Source organism: Bradyrhizobium sp. Rc2d (assembly GCF_900099855.1).
In the GTDB taxonomy this organism is placed as follows: Bacteria; Pseudomonadota; Alphaproteobacteria; order Rhizobiales; family Xanthobacteraceae; genus Bradyrhizobium.
Genome location: NZ_FNCU01000005.1, coordinates 61,856 through 82,391, shown reverse-complemented (window position 1 = coordinate 82,391; position 20,536 = coordinate 61,856). Strand labels below are relative to the sequence as shown.

At 60.6% G+C, this 20,536-nt stretch carries 12 protein-coding genes and 2 pseudogenes; 6 read left to right on the top strand and 8 right to left on the bottom strand.

Annotated elements, in window-relative coordinates; genetic code table 11:
* Positions 1 to 494 precede the first annotated feature (494 nt).
* The 3 genes from BLV07_RS48310 to BLV07_RS09725 all read right to left on the bottom strand — a co-directional run bounded on the left by BLV07_RS48310 (position 495) and on the right by BLV07_RS09725 (position 3,880).
* Entirely contained in the window at positions 495 to 695 is a 201-nt protein-coding gene (locus tag BLV07_RS48310; RefSeq protein ID WP_091883273.1) for a hypothetical protein, read from the bottom strand.
* Between the two features lie 1,370 nt (positions 696 to 2,065).
* Complete coding sequence (locus BLV07_RS09735; RefSeq protein WP_091883835.1) at positions 2,066 to 2,281, bottom strand: dodecin family protein; 216 nt, start codon at positions 2,279 to 2,281, stop codon at positions 2,066 to 2,068.
* Positions 2,282 to 3,580: 1,299 nt separating this feature from the next.
* Positions 3,581 to 3,880 carry a DUF1330 domain-containing protein gene (locus BLV07_RS09725; protein WP_176945443.1) on the bottom strand — a complete coding sequence of 100 codons (300 nt, stop codon included), beginning with the start codon at positions 3,878 to 3,880 and terminating at the stop codon, positions 3,581 to 3,583.
* 411 nt (positions 3,881 to 4,291) lie between these two features.
* Between BLV07_RS09725 and BLV07_RS09720 the strand changes: the two genes are divergently transcribed.
* On the top strand, positions 4,292 to 7,636 hold the full coding sequence (locus BLV07_RS09720) for an adenylate/guanylate cyclase domain-containing protein (RefSeq protein WP_091883261.1): 3,345 nt from the start codon (positions 4,292 to 4,294) through the stop codon (positions 7,634 to 7,636).
* A 397-nt stretch (positions 7,637 to 8,033) separates the two neighbouring features.
* Here the strand turns inward: BLV07_RS09720 and BLV07_RS09715 are convergent.
* A pseudogene (locus BLV07_RS09715) lies at positions 8,034 to 9,017 on the bottom strand (IS91 family transposase); the annotation flags it as partial.
* Positions 9,018 to 9,210: 193 nt separating this feature from the next.
* Here BLV07_RS09715 and BLV07_RS09710 point away from each other — a divergent pair.
* Positions 9,211 to 10,494 (top strand): S41 family peptidase, encoded by a 1,284-nt coding sequence (locus BLV07_RS09710; protein WP_176945442.1) that lies wholly within the window; start codon positions 9,211 to 9,213, stop codon positions 10,492 to 10,494.
* A gap of 77 nt (positions 10,495 to 10,571) precedes the next feature.
* On the opposite strand, the gene BLV07_RS09705 is transcribed toward BLV07_RS09710, so the two are convergent.
* The 3 genes from BLV07_RS09705 to BLV07_RS09695 all read right to left on the bottom strand — a co-directional run bounded on the left by BLV07_RS09705 (position 10,572) and on the right by BLV07_RS09695 (position 13,705).
* Positions 10,572 to 12,377 (bottom strand): Rieske (2Fe-2S) protein, encoded by a 1,806-nt coding sequence (locus BLV07_RS09705; protein WP_176945441.1) that lies wholly within the window; start codon positions 12,375 to 12,377, stop codon positions 10,572 to 10,574.
* A gap of 92 nt (positions 12,378 to 12,469) precedes the next feature.
* The gene (locus tag BLV07_RS47415) at positions 12,470 to 12,667 is read right to left on the bottom strand and encodes a hypothetical protein (protein WP_091883248.1); all 198 of its coding nucleotides are present in this window, start codon (positions 12,665 to 12,667) and stop codon (positions 12,470 to 12,472) included.
* A gap of 285 nt (positions 12,668 to 12,952) precedes the next feature.
* Positions 12,953 to 13,705, bottom strand: coding sequence for a cupin domain-containing protein (locus tag BLV07_RS09695; RefSeq protein ID WP_091883244.1), 753 nt, complete (start codon positions 13,703 to 13,705; stop codon positions 12,953 to 12,955).
* A gap of 771 nt (positions 13,706 to 14,476) precedes the next feature.
* Between BLV07_RS09695 and BLV07_RS09690 the strand changes: the two genes are divergently transcribed.
* The 4 genes and pseudogenes from BLV07_RS09690 to BLV07_RS09680 all read left to right on the top strand — a co-directional run.
* Entirely contained in the window at positions 14,477 to 16,129 is a 1,653-nt protein-coding gene (locus BLV07_RS09690; RefSeq protein WP_091883240.1) for an amidase, read from the top strand.
* Between the two features lie 578 nt (positions 16,130 to 16,707).
* Entirely contained in the window at positions 16,708 to 17,385 is a 678-nt protein-coding gene (locus tag BLV07_RS09685) for a protein-L-isoaspartate(D-aspartate) O-methyltransferase (protein WP_091883236.1), read from the top strand.
* A 228-nt stretch (positions 17,386 to 17,613) separates the two neighbouring features.
* Positions 17,614 to 18,144, top strand: coding sequence for an FHIPEP family type III secretion protein (locus BLV07_RS46025; RefSeq protein ID WP_143035374.1), 531 nt, complete (start codon positions 17,614 to 17,616; stop codon positions 18,142 to 18,144).
* Positions 18,145 to 18,573: 429 nt separating this feature from the next.
* A pseudogene (locus BLV07_RS09680) lies at positions 18,574 to 18,981 on the top strand (transposase); the annotation flags it as partial.
* A gap of 423 nt (positions 18,982 to 19,404) precedes the next feature.
* Here the strand turns inward: BLV07_RS09680 and BLV07_RS09675 are convergent.
* Positions 19,405 to 20,403, bottom strand: a complete 999-nt coding sequence (locus tag BLV07_RS09675; protein ID WP_091883232.1) for an aldo/keto reductase — start codon at positions 20,401 to 20,403, stop codon at positions 19,405 to 19,407.
* Positions 20,404 to 20,536 lie beyond the last annotated feature (133 nt).

Below are 20,536 nucleotides of genomic sequence, written 5' to 3'. Positions count from 1 at the left end.
AAACGACGGCCCTGCCGACTAACTCTGTCTCGGCCTCGTGCAGTTCGCGTAAGATATTCATCGCTCGCGCGTCGCCGGTACTTGCAGCACTCACGATGCACCCTGCTTGGTGCGAATTCTCGCCGTGTATTCTACCACTCTGGTATTTTGACGCGAGCGTTCAATCGGTTCTGAGCCGATCCTTGGATCTCACCTGCTATTATGGCTCGCGGTTTCAGTCAGCCGCGCCAGTGCGGCGACTACGTATTGCAAATGTTGGTCACGGGCGAGCTATCCGTGCGCGGCGGCGCGCGCACTGTCCCAGCGCATCAGCGTGATTTCCCTTGCGGCCTCCGAGTTGCGGATCACACGCGCCGGGTAGTCTAGAAGACGCCGGCCATCTGCGGCAGGTTGCCAACCTATCGATGACCACGCTGAAGAGCGCGAGGATGGAGGCTCTGTTTTATGGTGATGCTGTATATATGGCATATGGAGAAACCGCCGACTTGCTCGGCCTAGATCATCCGCTCCTTGGTGACCCGCAAGCTGCGAACGTAATAGCCTTGCGCCTGAACGGCTGACTTGATTTCGTCGCTGACTTTGAGAACTCTTTTTCTGCTCTTGCGCCATTTGCTCCGAGAGCAAACGACGGGTATTGCAGAGCCATTGCTTAGAACAAGCAACTCACGTTTGTCATTGCGATAAACATCAAACACTTTTCGCCCCCGCCTGATCGTATCGAAGTAAGCACGAACAATGTTTCAGTTAATCTGATCGGCCAGCTTACTATTCCGATTGGCTCTGCGGGTTGTAAATGTGCAACGCTCCGCGACTTCTGCTTCACCGCGTGCCACACCAGCAAAGATGCGGTGGAACGTCCTTGCGCCAACGGAGAGTACCATTCGGCTTGGATTGCACACCTTTGGGTGCCGCGGCCCCCTAATAAGTAGCCACCGAGGACCGACACACTTTTTTGCGCCACCGGCCGGTGACGGCGAGCTGATCTGCGCTCGGTGCATCGAAGTCAAGCTCCGTCGAGCTGTCGCGAAGCTACCGCGCGGCGATAACTAATGCCATTGCATAATCCTTCAATGGGAGTTGACTGACCACTCTTTTTCCATCGCCCTGCCTTTCCACTGTATTCGGTTGTCTGCTGTGGCAGCGAACCAATGAATCGCGTCACAACGGATGTTTCGGTTCGCGATGCTCCCCAGTTCTCTGCGCAAACAGTAGCTTCGGACGTGGAGGTCGGATCTCGCGATGAAGAACATGGCGCGCAAAGCTCTAGCCGCTCGGCCTTGGACGCGAAGGGGAACGAAAACCTCGGTAAAGATCGCAACCTGAACTGATGTCGGTATCCTTGCGCCTCCAGTATTTGAACCTATGGCGGGCTCGGTCTCGGGGCAGGGACGAAAGGACGGCCTTCTGTTTTGTCGTTGGCGAGGCGACACTGTCTCTGATTGGATCCAAATGGACGTCGGTTGCTGGAGCTAGCTCAAACTTGCCCTTGATGGACTGGACCGAGACTTCAAGTTTCTCAATGATTTAAGAGGCGGCGTGTGCACGACGTGTGCACCGGGAGATCAAGAAAAATCTATTGAGGGCAAGTGTGGCCTTGCGCTTTGGACTGATGTGGCATCGGCAGAAAGCTTGGACGGGCAGGGTACTCCTGTCCGAGCTGATAGTTTCACGAATGGCTTGGCTTTTCGCCTGCCGGTGAAGGCATGCTGACTGCACCGAAAGTGAGAAATAATGTCGAGGGTTCGAGTCGCTCCGTCGTCTCGCCCCCGAAGCTTTCGTTTTCGACTCGAGTAGTCGCGCCTCCAATGTGGCGCCTGCAAAGCGCAGAACCTACGTAAGCTCACAAAGCTGATCCCGTCGCCCACGATCCAGCCCGCTTAGGCACAATCAAACGGCCCACGCGCCCAGCGCGTCGTACGACCCTGGATCATGACTTCGTGGACGTCTTCGACACAATCGGCGCAAAGCGGGACTCTTTCCAAATCGGGTGACAGTTTGGCGGGCCGCTCGACGCGTCTTTCTCCACCGAGCCATCCTCGCCACGCAAGCGGGCGAGGTATGAGGCTCAGGAGCCCTCGAACTTGAACGATACGTTGAGTTTGGCGCGATAGGCCTCCACTTTTCCCATGGCATCCAGTTGCATATCTAGTTTGACGACCTCTGCAACGCGAAGATCCCGAAGAGATTTTGCAGCTTGCTCGACCGCGTTAGCGGCGGCCTTCTCCCAAGAATCGTTGCTGGTACCGACTAGTTCAATGATCTTGTAGACGCTATCAGGCATGTCGTCCTCCTGTTCGGTATGAAGCAGGAAGCAGGGCGCCCCCTGCCTTGTGGAATCTAGCATCAAGATATCGGCGCTTATACGACGCGATATGGTCTCAGGGACTTCGCTCGGAGTTGAGAAGGGGCAAGCCGGGACTTGGAGGGGAGGATGGCTCTTGGCGCGAAGCGGACATCCGGTCGGACCCGCACGCCGGAGTGTCGAAGCGCAAGTAGAAATGCGTTGAATTGGCAGGCGGCGGTCGAGGCGCTGATGCTGGCGGCGGCTCGCGGCGCCGCGCCAGGTAGCGGGCAAAGAGACGATTCGAACGCTGATTTCAGTGAATCACTTGCGGACGTTGCAGATGCTCTCAATAGTGTGGCTTCGCAGCTGTCGGGCTTTGCACACGAAAGACGGGCGGTCCCCACCTTACTGCATTTCAAGTTCCTTGAGGCCGCAATCCATTTCGGCTTGACGGTGGTCTGCCGGCCTTCGTCAGGCAGCCACCCATCTCCCCGTCTGGCAACGTCAGTTGCGCCATCGTTATGCAATGCAGTGATTAATTCAGTAATACTCCTCGCCGCGGGCAGCGCGCTGCGATATATTTCCGGTCGGAAGGACTGCTGAGCCCCAAGGTTTATGGGCATCATGGTCACCCCCACGCCCGGAATGCGGAGAGTGCTGCGGCAAGCGCACGTGTACGGCCGTTTGGTCGCACATGGTGGGAAATTGTACTATCCCGGCGGGAACCACCGGTTATGCAGTGAAGAGACCGCGATCGCGATGGTAAAGACAGGCTGGCTCAGGCATCGCGGCGACGAGTATGAAATTACATCCGACGGCATAAGGGCCGATGCGCGGCGTGAATAGCTCCTTCTGACCGGCACGTCCGCCTTGTGCAGAAACAGTAGTGATATGCAGGCTCAGACCGAGAGAATTCCACAACCACGAGTGCGCCCCCGAGGCATCGATAATTTACGGGCCCAATCGGACGTCGCCGGGACCGCAATGCCCGAGGGCGAGATAGGCTGATCTATTGCGGTGACGGTTTTCTCACCCGATGTCAGTGGCGCCATCCGCAACGCCGGCTGTTAGCCACCAGACCCGAGCAAAAACGCATCGACCGACGCAGCTAGTCGGCCGGCCACTTGCATGGCCGGTGTGGACTGAAGGGGCAGCGAACCGACAGAATGGGTTGCCAGCCCAGTGCCGGCAAGAAGAGCTATTGCGATCGCAGGGAGATACTGAATCCTCATGGCGATGGTCCTTTTCATCGCCCTACGAACTAACCGGACGTCTCAGAAGTGGTTCCCGAGCCGCCTAGAGGCCCTCAAGCGTGATCAGCATGTCGAGATCGCTCGTGCTTTCCTTGCGCAGCTTAATCGGGGGCTGGTACTCGGGTGAGTTGTACCAAGCGGCTAGTGATTGCTTGTCAGGAAATTCGATGACGACGACGCGATGCGGCTCCCAATGGCCGCCCTCCAGGAACTGATGCGCGTTGCGCTTTGCCAGATACCGCTCACCGTATTTTTCGATCACAGGTCCAACCTTGACCCGATATTCTTCGAATATAGCGGGCTCCGTGATGATGTGTTCGGCGATTAGGTAGGCCTTTGGCATAGGCCAGTCTCCGCTCTTGATTTGCATGCCGGGAAATTATCACGCCCACCAGCCGACCAGAGGAAGGCGCAGCGCCCGGTATTGCGCGATACAAAATTTCGTGCGGGGACGCGCGACTGCCCGCCCTGACAACACCTCACGCCTGCTTCCCAATCTTGCCTCGCGCAAGCGACCACGGGCGAGCTTGCAGGCGCCCCGGGGAGCGGCTTGCGTAATGGTCAATATTTCGGCCGTACTTGGCCAAGCTCCAAAACTGACTTCATCCCATGGGATCTCCGCGCAGGCTGCGAGAGGCTCACTAGCCGCGGTCGCCCGCCGCTCCACTCATTCGCTGCGCGTTCGCTCTTTCTTCGTGTGTGATATGTTCATCTAGTATACGATTGTTCGGACACCGAGAACGAGCGGGGTGCCATGAGAGGCGTCACGGAGTGGCTCGAATCAATCGGCTTATCGGAGTATGCCCAGCGCTTCGCCGAAAACGGCATTGACCTCTCAGTCGTCCGCGACCTGACAGAGCAGGACCTAAAGGAGCTGGGTGTCCTGCTAGGTCACCGCCGCAAGCTGCTGCGCGCCATCGCAGAGCTTGATGACGAAATTAGGCCTCCGGCTAAAACAGAGCTTTACCCGGGCCGACCGGACGAAGGCGAGCGGCGTCACCTTACAGTGATGTTTTGTGACTTGGTTGGTTCCACAGCCCTTGCGGCGCGATTGGACCCTGAGGATATGCGAACGCTGATTGGCGCGTACCATAACTGCATCACCGAGGTCATAAGCCGCTATCACGGAAAGATTGCCCGTTACATGGGCGACGGGGTGTTGGTCTATTTCGGCTATCCGCAAGCGCATGAGGATGATGCCGAACAGGCTGTGCGTGCCGCCCTCGCAATCATCGATGCAGTTGCGAACATCCGGAATGTCGCCGCTGCCCTGGAGGTTCGCGTCGGCATTGCGACAGGCACTGTGGTGGTCACCGAGCTTCTGATTGAGAGTGTTCCGGCGGAGCAAGCAGTTGTTGGTGAGACGCCGAACCTCGCTGCGCGGCTGCAAACGATGGCCGAGCCAGGGTCTGTGTTGATCTGCGCGAGCACGCGTCGGCTCACCGGGGGTGAGTTCGATTACTGCGACCTAGGTCCCGTCGCGCTGAAAGGCTGGGCGGAGCCGGTCCGGGCCTATCAGGTGCTGCGGGCGAGCGGTGTCGAGAGCCGCTTTGAGGCGATGCACACCACCAAGCTGCCGCCGCTGTTCGGGCGTAACGAGGAGATGGAGCTGCTGTTACGCCGCTGGCAACAAGCTATCCGGGAAGAAGGACGGGTAGTGACCCTTACGGGCGAGCCGGGTATTGGCAAGTCCCACATTGCGTCGGCGCTTAATGAGCGGCTCCAGGGTGAATCACACGTCACCCTACGCTATTTCTGCTCTGAGCATCATACCCACAGCGCGCTGTTCCCATTCATCAACCAGCTCGAACGTGCCGCCGGATTCAAGCACGGCGACTCGCCTCGAGAGAAGCTATCCAAGCTCGACGCTCTGCTGGCGCAATCCACGCGTCATCCCGAACACTTGGCGATTCTGGCAAACTTGTTGGTGCTGCCGACCGATGATCACTACCGGCTGCAGGACCTCACTCCACAAAAACGTAAAGAGAAGACCTTCGCCGCATTATTGGCCCAGCTTGATGGATTGGCGGCGAGGCAGCCGGTCTTACTCATTTTCGAAGATGTGCACTGGATTGATCCCACCTCGCTTGATCTGCTCGCAGCTACGGTGGAGCATGTGCCGCAGCTTGGGGCACTGGTGCTGATTACGGCGAGAGCCGAATTCACTCGCCCCTGGCCGAGTTATCCTCACACCACCACCATCCCGCTCACCCGACTTGGCCGACGCGATGGCACGGCGTTGGTACTGCGGGTGACCGGAGGCAAAACCCTTCCCAAGGAGGTAATGGAGCATATTCTCGCGCACACCGATGGCGTGCCCCTCTTCGTCGAGGAGTTAACGAAGATGGTGCTGGAAGGTGGGCTGTTGCGAGAGCACGACGGGGAATATGTTCTTGACGGGCCTTTGCCGTCATTCGCAATCCCGACCACCTTACAGGCTTCGCTGATGGCTCGACTTGATCGGTTGTCACCGGTGCGGGATGTGGCCCAAATCGGCGCCGTCGCGGGGCGAGAATTTCACTACGAGCTTGTGAGCGCCGTCGCCGGGCTGCCGAAGCAGAGGTTGGACGAGGCTCTTGAGCAGTTGGTCCGTTCGGATCTGATGTTCTGCAGGGGTGAAAATCCACATGCGGTATACACCTTCAAGCACGCTTTGGTGCGGGATGCCGCATATGCTGGACTTCTAAAGAGCCGCCGCGTGCATCTGCACGCCCTTATAGCGAAGGCGCTCGAGCAGAAATTCCCCGAAGCTGTACGAACCCAGCCCGAGATTATTGCATACCACTACACTCAGGCGAAGAACCACGAACGGGCCTTACACTACTGGTATGAAGCAGGCAGACAGTCAGCGGCGCGCTCGGCGCACAATGAAGCGGTCCGTCACCTGAAGCAAGGGTTGGATCAGATCCGTAAGATCGACGACCCGATTCTACGCAACAAGTCGGAGTTGCTGCTTCAGATATCACTCGGCAACTCTCTTCGGGCAATTAAGGGCTGGAGCACTGACAGCGTGAAGCATGCGTACACGCGAGCGCTTCAACTCTGCAAAGAGAGTGGGTTTGACGAACATGTTTTCCCTGCGATCTTTGGTTTATGGACGTGGAACTTCGTTCACGCATCGCTTGGTGAAGCTCAAGGCCTTGCAGAACATTTGCTGGATAGCGCCGAGAGGGCGGATAACCAGGTTTTCAGGGTTCTTGCCCACGAGGCTGTAGGGTTTACCTTGTTTGCACAAGGGAAATTTGCCGATGCTCACGCGGAGCTGGAGCGTAGTATTGGCCTCTGTGAGGACAGTAAGGCTGCAGAATACCTTGACCTGTCGGCACAAGACCCCCGCGTTCATGTCCGGGTATACGACGGCATGACACTCTGTTTGCTCGGTCATCCAGATCGAGCTTTGCGAATGTGCACGGAGGCTCGCCGATACGCAGATGCATCTCAACATCCCTTCAGTGAGGCAATCGCACGAACGATAAGCCTTCGCGTGCATCAGCTTCGGGGCGATGCCACCGCTGTCGCCGCGGAGGCGAACGCCGCAGTTGCGTTCTGCGAAGAACATCAGTTTGCGCACTATTTGGCCATGGCCCTGATTTTGCGTGGATGGGCTAGCGCCTATCAAGGCAATTTTGAGAAAGGTATCGCCGAAATTCAGGAGGGCTTGGAACAAGAACGAGCCACTGGCGCGCTGCTATTTGAATCCTACGCTTTGGGGCTATTGGCGGATGCATGCATAGAGCACGAACGCTACGCGAAAGCGTTCGACGTTTTGAAGCAGGCGCAATTGAGGCTTAGTGGGGAGAATTCCGAACGATTTTACGCGGCTGAGATATATCGTTTGTTCGCCGAAGCCCACCTCCGATCGAACCAGGATGTGGATCAGGCGGAGTACTATTTTTGCGAAGGCCTTGAGGTTGCGCGCGAACAGAAGGCTAAATCTCTAGAACTTCGACTTTGTTTGAGCATGTGTGGTTTGAGCGCACTGACACACAACGTTGAAAGGTGTCGCTTACAACTCGACAAGATCTACGGATCGTTTCGCGAAGGTTTTGAAACTCCAGACCTGGTCAGAGCCAAGGCAAGATTAGAAAGTGCGTGGTAGTGCTCAGCTTTGGACCAGTTTGGGGTCGAACGCGACCGGGCAGGGCGGGCCGCTCTTGTGAAGGGTTTCGGATGCCGGCCGCTTGATGGACGGCGCGGCGTATTCGGCGGCCGGCGTCCGAAAGCCTCCAAGGGAGGAAACCGCGCTTGAGGGAACGTAAGGCCGTGCTGCAGGCGCTATGGGGATTTGGGTGCCGCGGGCGAGCTGACCGATTTGGATCGAGCCGCTGCAAGGAGGTTTGCGACCGCAAAGCGGCTGATGAATGAGCCGCGGGTGATGTCGAATTCCACAAGTTGTCGAACGATTTGCGACGTTGGGTGGAGATCTGGCCGTGCTCTGCTGTGGCCGGTCGAGAGCCAGCGAGCGTGACGGGCAGGCTCGCAGGCGTGTGACGCAGTCATGAGGTGTCGATCCTGATCACGGTCGCCGGACCTGTTGGCCGGTGCCGTGGCGCTGCACCGCGCGCGAACACTTCGATGATGATCATGCGACCGCCGCAGCATGGACAGCTCGGCTTGCTGCGATCGGTGGCACTGGTAGGCTGGCCGTCAGGTTTGGCGAGCAGCTCACGCGCACGGGCGATGTGTCGGCGCAAGCGCCTTTGGCGAACAGGCCGTAGTGGCGGATGCGGTGCAAGCCTCTTGGCAGCACGTGAATGAGGAAGCGGCGGATGAACTCGTCGGTGGCGAGCGTCATCCGCTTGTAGCGATCGCGGCCCGCGATCCGGTAATCCTTCCACTTGAAGGTGACGGCGCGCTTGTCGCAGGCGATCAGGCGGCCGTTGGCGATGGCGACGCGGTGGGTGTAACGCGACAGATAGGCCAGCACCGGCTCGGGTCCGCCGGATGGCCGCTTGGCATAGACGACCCACTCGGCTGTGCGCAGCGGTACGAGATAAGCCGCGGAGGATTGCGCCTCGGCGAGATGGGCGTGGTGGGCGAAGAAGCTCAGGCGGCCGGCCTGGTGCGCGGCGACGAGCTTCGCCAGGAACAATCGCCGGAACAGGCGGGAGAGCACGCGCACCGGCAGGAAGAAGCCCGGCCGGCACGACACCCAGCGCCGGCCGTCGGGCGAGATGCCGCCGCCCGGCACGTTCATGTGCACGGTGGGTCAGCGCCGAGCCCCAGGTGTGCAGCACGGAGGTGATGCCGATCCTGGCCCCCAGATGCTTCAGATCGGCGGCGATCGTCAGCATGGTCTCGGCCGAGGCCTTGAACAGGAGATCGTAGACCACCGCCTTGTTCTGGTGGGCGATATCGACGATGGCCGCAGGCAGCGTGAACACCAGGTGATAGCACGGCACCGGCAACAGCTCGGCTTCGCGGTCGGCCAGCCAGTCTCTTGCGGCGGCGCCCTGGCACTTCGGGCAGTGCCGGTTGCGGCTCTTTGGGGCTCGACAGGCGAAAAGTCCCGCGGGAAGTAGCCTCGTGGTGGCAGGATCGCTATCGTGTTCCGGCGTGTCCTGACCCCAATGACCGCCTCCTTTCGCCAGCGGAGCGCGAGTATTCGGTAACGCGCCGGCATCGCATAGCCGGCGAATGCGCCCGGCAGGCGCTCCACCGCGAGATCAGACGATGAAAGAGGTTATCGATACATCGCCTTCGCGTCGCCAAGTCTTGGGACTTGCAGCCATAGCTACGGCTTCTGCCGTGGCTGCGAAGGCTCCGAGCGCCGCGGAGCCTCTAGAGCGAGAAGCCAGCAGCGCCTACGTTCCCGCTGATGGCGTCTCGACCTTCGAGAGCGTTTGGCAGACCGTGCGTGATCGCTTTTACGATCCGCGCCACAATGGACTGAACTGGCCGGCGGTTCGGGAAAGATATCTCCCAGACGTGCAGCGGGCAACCTCCCAGGCCGCCCTGGCGCGCATCGTCAATACCATGCTATCTGAGCTGCACGCTTCGCACACGCGCTTCTATACGCCGGATGAGCCGGAATATTATCAGCTAGCAGACATCTTTGTCGGCGCATTACGGCGCCGGGGACTGCAGCGTGCGTTTCCAGACGGCCGCATTTCGTACCCTGGCATCGGTATCATTTCAGGTTTCGAGGCGAGGGGTCGCATCACGATCACCGCCGTCATCGATAGAACGCCGGCTCAGCAGGCGGGCCTCCGTGCCGGTGACGAAATCATTGCGGCTGACGGGACCGTCTTTGAGCCGGTCGGGTCATTCCGTGGGAAGGTGGGCAAATCGGTTGTCTTGGAAGTGCATCGGAGCGCCTCGGTGCTGCAAGTCCCGGTCATGCCAGTCGATCTCGAGCCCACCAAAATGTTCCTTCGTGGGTTGGAGTCGAGTGCACGCATCATTGAGTCCAACGGACGACGCATCGGCTATGTCCATGTTTGGTGCTATGCCGGCTCCATCTATCAACGCGCTCTTGAATCTCTGCTGTCACAAGGGGCGTTGAAAGACGCGGACGCGCTGATCTGGGATTTGCGGGATGGCTGGGGCGGCGCGCAACCCGAATATCTCGACCTGTTCAACGCCCGGGCGCCCACAATGCAGGTCACCGACCGAAGCGGCACTAGCGAATTCGTCAACGTGAAGTGGCGCAAGCCCGTTGCGATGCTCATCAATGGCGGTACGCGCAGCGGCAAGGAGGTCCTGGCCTATGGCTTCAAAAAGTACCGGTTGGGCGAGCTCATCGGTACCCGGACAGAGGGCGCGGTCCTGGCCGCCACCGCATTCCTCATCGGAAGCGGGTTGCTGCTGCTCGCAGTCGAAGATGTCCGGGTCGATGGCGAGCGCCTGGAGGGCGTGGGCGTGACGCCGACGATCGAGGTCCAGGCAGGCGGGGCCTCCGCCGGGGCAGACGACCCCCAACTGAGCCGTGCTGTCGCGGTTCTGTCCGGGACATGATCCGGGCGTCATGTTCATTCCAGAGCGGAGGCAACGCGAAAGTGGTGATCGGAAGCGCTCCTTGGTCGCTGGCACCCTTAGCGCGCTCTGAGCGAGTGACACCAGGACGATCCAGCCTCTTGATGCAGCTCGGCACCCCGCATCAAGCGGCGGGCGACGTCGGCTGTCTGCAGCGCCGTGCGTTCTGTCGGGAAATGGGCCGCCAGATAGCGGCCAACCGCGATGAGGATGTGCCGGCCCTCCGCTGTGTTGCCCCACACGCCGAACTGCCGGACTCCCGCTTCCAGCATCTGATACGCATGGAAGCCTGCATCTTCGCGCAGCACCGCATGCGCGAGTGTGGCGATCAGCGCCTGCGGCGAATGGCCGAGCGTGAGATGCCGTGCCACCAGGCTTGCGGCGAGGTCGATCTGTCGCTGCCGGTCGAAGGCGTCGAGCAAGGCCGTACCGATCGTCTCTCGATCCGTGGGCAGATCATCGAGCTGCTCGCCGCCGTCGCCTGGGATGCGCGCCGGCGGCACATTGAGATAGCGGGCAAGGTAGAGCGCCATCGCGCCGTGCAAGATGGCACGGACGGCCGTGACGTGAGTGTTGATGTTGGCAGTTCCGATGCGCGTCAGCATCTGGTGGACTGCATTGGCGTAGGTGAAGACGTGATGCGCCGTCTCCCAGTCGGCATGCTCGTTGGCAGTGCCGAAGCGCGCCACCCTGAGCGCTGCCGCGTAGGCGAGGGATTGGCCAAGGTCGGCGGGCGCGGCGCCGGCGCGGATCGCCTCCTTGAGCGCGTCAATGATCCTGACCGGATCGTCACCGAGCAGCTCTTGCGCAAGTGCGGCGTGGCCTGACCAGTCACGCGAGCCGCGTCCGGCAGCGAACGGGTCCGCGAGTTCGCCGGTTGATTCCTCACACAACGCGACAAGGTCAATGGGCTGGCGCCAGGCCGTCGATTCTTCGGCGCCACGGGCCGCCACCGTCTGACCCACGATAGTCGGCAGCAGGGCCGCCGCGTGTTGCCAGCCGACCAGGTCGAGGCACTCGAACGCCTTGTTGATGAAGTCGAGCGAGTGCCCGGAGTCCGCGTACGCCCGCTCGGTCGCGGTGGCGAACAGGGTATCAGCGAGCTCAGCCGGGGAGAAGCCGGCGGCAATCGCCGTGAGCAGGGTACGCTCGGCCGCCTCGCGATGGCGCACGTTTGTCCAGCGCCGCAGCCAGCGTTTGAGCGCGGCCGGATCCGGCCGGCTCCCAAGCGGCGCGCGTTCCCGCCGCGGTGCCTCGCCGTCGCAGTCCGCCGCCACGCGGCGCGCGCCGTGGAACAGAGCGAGATAGGCGTCCTCCTCCGGCAGCACAGGCAGGAGATTGGCGAGTGCCGTAAGGATCGTAAGACCGACGCCCCAGCCGTCGCGATTTTGCGCCCCGAATAGCGCCACCTGCCGGACGATTTCGGCCTGCGGTACGCCGGCCGCGAGCTGACCATGGATGGCCTTGGCAACGACGAGGCCGAGGTCGTGGGCGAGGCCGTCCGCAAGCCGCTGACGCCAGTGCCCGGCGGGATCGGCCCGAGTGAACGTGGTCTTCACCCAGACGTCACCATTGCGCACCTCCACCGGGCAGATCGGCACGTCGTCCGCCCATAGGTCGAAGGTGCAGCCGCTTTCGAGATCGAAGCGAGCGTGATGCCAGTGACAGGTCAAGATGCCGTCCTCGATGCTGCCGCGCTCGAGCGGGAAGCCCATGTGCGGGCACCGATTGTCGAGGGCGAAGACGCGTCCGCGGTCGTAGATGACGAGGATCGGACGATGGCCACCCTGTATAATGAGCCGCCCCTTGAGCTTGAGCTCCTCAAGGCTGCCCGCCAGCGCAAATTCCTTGCCAGGCGCGTCCATGAGTATACCTCCCAGTGTCGCTTTGGGGATGCTGCAGGTACTCCGCAAGATAGGCATCCTCTCGCGCAAAGGCGAGAGGGCAGGCGAGCCGCTCATACCACTGTCATTTCGCGCCTGAGATCGGGAGCGAAGATGGCCTTCGGGATTAGGGCGTGAACGCCGCGCACGATGTCCACCACCTGCGTCACGCGGAAGCTCGCGGCGATGCTGCAAAGGGCGTAGGCGTCGAGCTCGCTGATCTTAGCCCGCGTCGCCAGAAACTTGATCGCATTGCGCGCCGCAAGCGTCATCGCCGCGTTCAGGTCCTTGTCCAGCCCCTGCGGATGATACCCGTTCCCTTCTCGTCGCCGCAGCCGAAGAGGTTGGCGCAGGCGTGAAGGTGATCGTGACCGTGTTGGTGTGCATGCTCGAGCTCTGACATGGTGACCCTCGCAAGTGAGCCCCCTCGCGACATCGATCGTGCTCGCCATGACGAAGTTATCGTCTTCATCTCCCTGATCGACTCTGTGAGCAGAGTCGAATGAGTCTCCGAAATTGTCGAATCGAACGGTTCTCCCGTTGCGATGTGCGGTCGGCTACTGCTTCTTTACCGGCGTGTCCGGAAGCACGGCTGCCACACCTTCCGGATTGATGTTGAAAGCCAGGAATATCAAGGGTTCGCTGCTCGGGTTTCCCCATTGGTGGACGAGGGTGTGCGGTTCATAGATCAAGGAACCCGGTCCCCTGGTTTCAGTCTTACCGTCGATCGTGTTCGCTCCGGTGCCCGAAATGATGAAATAAAGAGCCGCGCCCGACCGATGGTGTGGCGGGTTGGAAGGCATCTCTGCCGGAAATGTGACGCGGGTGAGATTGAGATCATAGCTGCCCGGCTTCAGGTCGGGAATGGGCTGCACCGTGCGATACAGTTCTTTTACTGCGGCAGGTGGCGTCTCGGCAGGTCGACCCAAGTCCGCCGCGGAGACAAGAAAGAAGTGGAGGAAAGTCGACGGCGCCCCGGTGCCCGCTGTGAGTGCCGCTGTCTTTCCGTTGGCGATAAATCGCCCCTCTCCGGTGTCGAGCATTTTAGTCTCGCCATCAAGCGACACCTCGGTCGATCCCGACATCTGGTAAAGGATGCCGTCGACCTCTGACACGCTGCTCTTCTCGCCTGGCTGCAGGATGACACTGACGGCTTTGAAATGGAGCGGCGCGTCCACCACAATCGGCAGTGTGGTTGCAGCGACAATGGTCCGGGTAATTGCCGATGGGGCGGGCGTCGTTTGTGCTGCTCCGGGAGCGGGCAGTGCCATTGCGCCGAGCAGAAGGAGTGCTCTCGTCACGGACAGCATGACGGCCTCCCAGTTTAAGGGATATCAAACCAGCATACGCTCTTCCGGCGCCTCTTGGAATGGCCGCCAGTCTTGAGCTGCTGTTGGCCGGATTAATGCGCATATTCGGGATCGCTAAGCGTCGCCCTTCGGCCGAAGTTGCGGGCTCGGCTATCAGCTTAGCCCTCGATACCAGACAAACCGTAGGCGATGAACTTGGCTGCGTCGATTTAGCGGCGCCCTGACCGTTTCCGGTCAGCCTCTGAGAGCCGACGCAGGGACATAGGTCGGGTTCGTTGCGTTCGGGTCAACTGCGTCTATTGGGCCGTATGTCAATCACGTCCGGCCTATCCGCAACTGCCGACACTAGGGCAGGGTACGCCACGTATGGGCCAGGAAAAGACATCGCACGCGTGGTTTGGCTATGCGCGTGTCGCACGGTCAAAGTGCTCCGCGACGTGCTAACGAGCGCAGACCGTGACAAACGCAAGCTCTTGAAGATCGCAGGTGGCTGCACGATAATCCGCTTGCTGGATGGCGTGTCGTTCCGCGGTCCGTGCGAGGATGCCGGAGGCATTCTGTAGCGGCCTTGACTACCGCAACCTATCCGCTCGGCGACGCCTCACGTCCTGACCTCGAGCGCCTGCGCCCTGTCCAGATGCAAGGTCTCATTGTGATGTTGCAGCTTGACGCGCCGGCCGCAGCGTCCGCGGCCACCGACTAGACCGTCCACAGGTACTAGGGCGAGCGGTGGATCGAGAAGTCAACCTATCGATCGAGGGAGGATATGCTATGCGATCATCGCCAAACTATTCGCGTCGTCGCTTCCTTCATGCCGGCACAGCCGGGATAGCGGCAACCGTCGTCGCCGCGACAAAGCCCGTTCGTGCGGCCACCGAGGCGGGCGTGCAAGCGCCGCCCCCGACGGCCACGGCGCCGCGGATTTTGCGCAAGCCACCGCTGCCTGAATTGGCGCGCATTGCCAAATCTTACAACTTGGATCTCAGCCGCGATGATCTGACGTCGTTCCGCAACCTCATGGACGGTGTGCTCGCGTCGTACCGTCGCCTGGACCAGTTTGCGGAGCCGACATTGGCGGTAAAATACCAGCGGGAGGCGGGCTTCCGTCCACGCGCCTCGGACAATCGGCTGAACGCTTGGTACTGGAGGTGCTCGATCAAAGGCGCTACCTCGGGGCCTCTCGCGGGCAAGAAAATCGCCATCAAAGACAACGTGTGCGTCGCCGGCATCCCAATGATGAACGGTTCCAATGTGCTAGAGGGCTACGTGCCCGACGTGGACGCGACCATTGTGACCCGCATCCTAGATGCCGGTGGGGAGATCGTCGGCAAGTCCGTGTGTGAGCATCTTTGCTTCTCGGGCGGCAGCCATACCTCCGACACTGGGCCTGTGCTCAATCCGCACGATCCGAAGCGTTCTGCCGGGGGCTCCTCCAGCGGCAGCGCCGCGCTCGTCGTCGCGGGCGAGTGCGACATGGCCATCGGGGGCGACCAGGGAGGGTCGATCCGAATTCCAAGCTCTTTCTGCGGTGCGGTTGGCCACAAGCCAACCTATGGGCTCGTGCCATACACAGGTGTCTTCCCGATTGAATTGACACTCGATCATACCGGGCCCATCGCCCGTACCGCCCGCGATACCGCCCAGCTTCTCGAGGTGCTCGCCGGGGCCGATGGCCTTGATCCGCGCCAATCGGGTGGACTGCGTACGGAAGCGTATGCCAAGCAGCTCACCGGACACGCCCGCGGCCTGAAGATCGGGATCGTCAAGGAGGGGTTTGGCTGGCCTAATTCCGAGCCTGATGTCGATGCCATGGTACGCGAGACGGCGCAGCGCCTGACGGGAGCGGGGGCAACTGTGAGCGAGATATCGATCCCCCTTCACCGCGACGGCATCCATATCTGGAACGCGATCGCCGTCGAGGGCGCTACGGAGCTGATGGTCGCCGGCAACAGCATGGGAACCAACTGGAAGGGGCACTATACAACTTCCCTTCTGGACTTCTACGGCCGGAGCCGGCGGGTGCGCGCCAACGACCTTTCGGACACCGTCAAGCTTGTCATCCTGCTCGGCCAGTACATGCAGGACAACTACCAGGGCCGCTACTACGCCAAGGCCCAAAACCTCGCGCGCGTGCTCCGCGCCGCCTATGATGAGGCGCTTGGCGGCGTCGATCTCCTGCTCATGCCGACGTTACCTTTGAAAGCGACGCTACTCCCCGCCCCGGACGCGAGCCGCGAGGACTACGTTGCGCGGGCACTCGAAATGATTTCCAACACTTGCCCGTTCGACGTCACTGGCCATCCGGCCGCTACGGTTCCGGCAGGCATGTCGGCAGGGCTCCCTGTCGGCATGATGCTGATCGGACGTCACTGGGAGGACGGCACCGTGTTGCGTGCGGCTGACGCCTTCCAGATCGTCGGGTAGACGGCAGTAGCGAATTGCCGGCTAACAGCAGCGCCCGCGTCCAAGGTTCGGAAAGAGGCCCGCGAGCTATCTGATGCAAGCCTCGGGTGCCAAGCCTGCGCTATGGCCCAACGTGTCTGGTCGTCCGGACTAGGTCCGACGGGCGGCTCCGTGACCTTGGCCGGTTCAAGTTGGCGATAGCAAGCCGTGGCTCTGACGTTCTCGCACTATATCAGTGACATTGCGCCGAGCGGCCATGCGGAGGATCGCGTTACTTTCGGCGGAAGAAGTCGGGCCGGCCTGTCAAGATCGAGCTAACTGAAGCAACGCGACAAGCAGTCGACGACACTCTCAGAGCACCATGGAAGCCCCGCGAGCATCTCTTCGCTGGGCGAGATTGTACAATCTTTCTAGCCGTACGAAGGCGCCTCGTTGTCCTCAATGGGCCTGCAACGACTAAGGCGTCATGGAAGTGGGAGTTCCGCTTGAGGAACCTCATTCGCGATGCCGCGGGAGTGATCGTGACGGGCGACCAGTTATTGCAAAAGCAGGGCTAGGCGTGCGGCGGGTGAACCGCCTTATGCCCTTGAAAGTTGCCAATGCGAGCGGAAGACGTTGAGGCTTTGCGCAAAGACATGCTCGCGGTCATCGCCGCCAGCGCCTTTGCGCTGCGAGACACAATCGGCAAGAGCGCCTTTGACGAACGCGTCATGACGGCCCTGGGCAAGGTGCCGCGGCATGAGTTTGTGCCAATCGAATTTCAGCCCTACGCGTATGCCAATATTCCGCTTCCAATTGGCTTCGAAAAGACGATCTCGCAGCCATTTATCGTCGCCTTAATGACCGATCTGCTCGACGTCAAGGCCGACGACAGTGTTCTCGAAATCGGCACCGGTCTTGGCTATCAGGCCGCTGTCCTTGCGCAGTTGGCCCGCAAGATATACTCCGTTGAAATCATCGAAGAGCTTGGCCAGAAGGCGAAACAACGGCTCCGGCAGCAGGGCTGCAGCAATGTCGAACTCAAGATTGCGAATGGCTATCACGGTTGGCCCGAGCACGCGCCTTTTGACAAGGTGATCGTGACGGCCGCTCCCGATCTCATTCCTCCTCCGCTGATCCACCAATTGAAAGCGGGTGGGAAAATGGTCATACCGGCCGGCCTGCCCAATACGCAGCAGCTCATTCTGGCGGAGAAACTCGCCAACGGCAGAATGACGATGAAGGAGATTCTGACCGTCCGGTTCTCCCAACTCGAGGAGACTGGATCCGGCTTTTAATGAGCCGGTGGCGTATCGCAGCGAAGATGGTCGCAATGATCGAGAGCATCAGCGCGGTTATCCTCGTGACCCCCGCATATCGCGCGCCGTCCACTTCTACCGCGGCGTTAGATTTGAGATCATTCACAGTGGCAAGGAGGTTGAATTCACGAGCTTCCTGGCGGGAAAAAGCTTTCGCGTCGCGAGAGTAGAAGGAGACTGGTAGTGCTCGGACGGGAGGCCAACTAGATGACCACCTCGAAAACGATCGCCGGCCTGATCGGTCCCACGCTTGTCGCAATCGCGGCCGGAATGCTGCTGAACATTGGCTCGTTCCCTGAGTTGGCTGAACAGGTTTCCCGCGACCCCGCGCTCATCTTCGTGTCCGGCATCCTCTTGTTCGTCGTAGGACTCGCCATTGTGCGCGCTCACAATCGCTGGACGAAGGAATGGCCCGCTTGTGACCATCCTTGGCTGGCTTGCCATCCTCAGTGGCCTTGCTGTTCCCAACCGGCCTGGCCGCAATTGCCGGCGGAATTGGTCAGACCACCGGCGCGATCATTCCAGGAGCCATCGTGCTTCTGGGGCTCGGCGCCTTCCTCTCGGTCAAGGCATATCGACGTGATTGAGCACGTGCTCTCTCTTCACCACATGATGCGCGCTATACCACTTCTCGACATCGCGCATTTCGATCATGGTGCCCGCGATTTTTGGAATGCCAGCGCCGCACTGCAGGATTCTGACCTCACAAACCGACCGTCGCAACCTCGCGCCTATTGACGATCAGGATTATCTTTCGCCCTGATCGTGCTTTCTGAACCGAATGACGTTGGCCCGGTGGCGGCTCCCGGGTGCAAGGAAAGAGCCGTAAGCTTTCGTTGGTGATCAAATGACGCATGGCGGCCAAAAGGGTTTCGGCATGAGCAAGCACGGCCGATCGGGGCACGCGACCCGATCGCCGCGTTTCCGTTTCCTGCAGAAGCTCGAAGCACAGAAGAACGTGCGCAAGGACCGTTCCCGGATCAAGGACCCGAGACAGTCCGTCGAAGAGTTATTCCGTCCCCGGAAGCCAACAGGAGCCTAACGAACGCTTCGTAGGCACATTCGGAAGTTCGCGTGCTTGTGCTAAATTCACGAACGGAGCTGAAGGACCAATGCCGCTAATTGCTGGCGCGTCAATAGCCTATATACCAAGCATGACTTTATCCGACCCACCGCGTCGCCATCGCCAACAGCCGCCTGATCGCCTGTGACGAGGGCGGCGTCACTTTCAAGTGGAAGGACTACCGGATCGCGGGCCGCGACCGCTACAAGCAGATGACGCTCGCCACCGACGAGTTCATCCGCCGCTTCCTCATCCACGTGCTGCCAAGAGGCTTGCACCGCATCCGCCACTACGGCCTGTTCGCCAAAGGCGCTTGCGCCGACAACATCGCCCGTGCGCGTGAGCTGCTCGCCAAACCTGACGGCCAGCCTGCCAGTGCCGCCGATCGCAGCAAGCCGAGTTGTCCATGCTGCGGCGGCCGCATGATCATCATCGAGGTGTTCGCGCGCGGTGCGGCGCCACGGCATCGGCCGACAGCTCCGCCTGTCGTTATCAGGATCGACACCTCGTGACCGCCTCACAAGCTTGCAAATCTGCGCGTCGTGCTCGCTGGCTCTCGCCCGGCCACGGCAGAGCACGCTCAGCTCTCTGCCAACCGTCGCAAATCATCGGGCAACTTATGCAGTTCGACGCCACCCGCCGCTCATGCGTCAGCCGCTTCAACGTCGCACACCTCGTTGCATCGGCGCGATCCAAATCAGCCAACTCGCCCGCGGCACCCAAATCCCCATAGCGCCTGCCGCACGGCCTTACGTTCCCTCAAGCGTGGTTTCCTCCCTTGGGGGCTTTCGGACGCCGGCCGCCGAATGCGCGGCGCCGTCCATCAAGCGGCCGGCATCCGAAACCCTTCACAAACTCGGAAGTCATCGTTTTTTGATTTGAAGGCGGCAGGCAGCCAATTTCTAGCTGCAATCGTGTATGCGCAACCTGGGCGATCATCGTGGTTCGCCGGAGAATGCCTGCCGCAGTGCTGATAGCCGGTCGAGCGCAGCTCGTGGTAACGGGCCTTTCTGGACCGCGGCGAGTGCGTCCTCGAACTGTTGCCGCGTCGCTATGCCGACCAAGATAGTGCACATCGCCGGGTGAGAAAGCGCAAAACGCGTGGCGGCTTCGGTCAGGCTGGTGACGATCCCTTCCTTTACCAGCGGGATTAGACGGCGTGCGCGATCGACGTCGGCATCGTAGCTCATAGCCGATCCAATCGGCTCGGGCGCTGGACCTGCGATCGGGTGACGCTCGGCTGAGCCCGACAATGCGCCACCGGCAAGCACGCGGATGCCCACTACTCCAACGCCGGCCGCCTTGGCGTGATCGAATAATCGTCCGTAATCTTGTGCCGGATAGTTCGTCGGCAATTCCTCGGCGGCAGATGGATTGAGCACGTTGTAGACGACCTGAGCGCTGTCGAAGGCGCGTGAGTCGATCACCTGATGCAGTGTCGCGGTGTCGCCTACTGCCGTAATCCCGAGGAAACGAGTTTTCCCGTGCTGACGCAGGCGCTCGAACGCTGGTACTACTTCGCCGAGCACCTGTTGGACACTCAGCGCCAATCCGCCTCCTGTCTCGGTAATCGGATTGTGCAGGTGAAAGATGTCGACCCGGTCAAGACGTAGTCGCGCCAGACTGCCTTCGAGCGACATCGCTACGGCGTCGGCGATGCGACTGAACTCGCTGGGCAGCAACCGGACTTTGGTGCCGACGGCCACGTTAGCAGGTTTCAGCTTTTGCAAGACTCGGCCAAGGTTCCTTTCTGATTGGCCATTGCCGTACAGCACCGCGGTGTCGAAGTAGTTCACGCCAGCAGCGATCGCCCACGCGATGGTACGCTCCTGTTCGGCAGCATCGCCGCGTACCATAAGTCCCCCCACTGCGCCGCAGCCGAAGCCCAGCACCGAGAGCTGCATCCCCGTACGCCCAAAGGCCCGCAATTGCATCGTTGTTTCTCCGACTGCATGCAGCGAGCGGCCAAACGGTCACGGCTCCTTCCGGCACCCTGATGAATTTCCGCCGTCGCATGTGTCCCGTAAGAACCGGGCCTTGCGCAGTCTTCTTCTAAGACTAGCACTT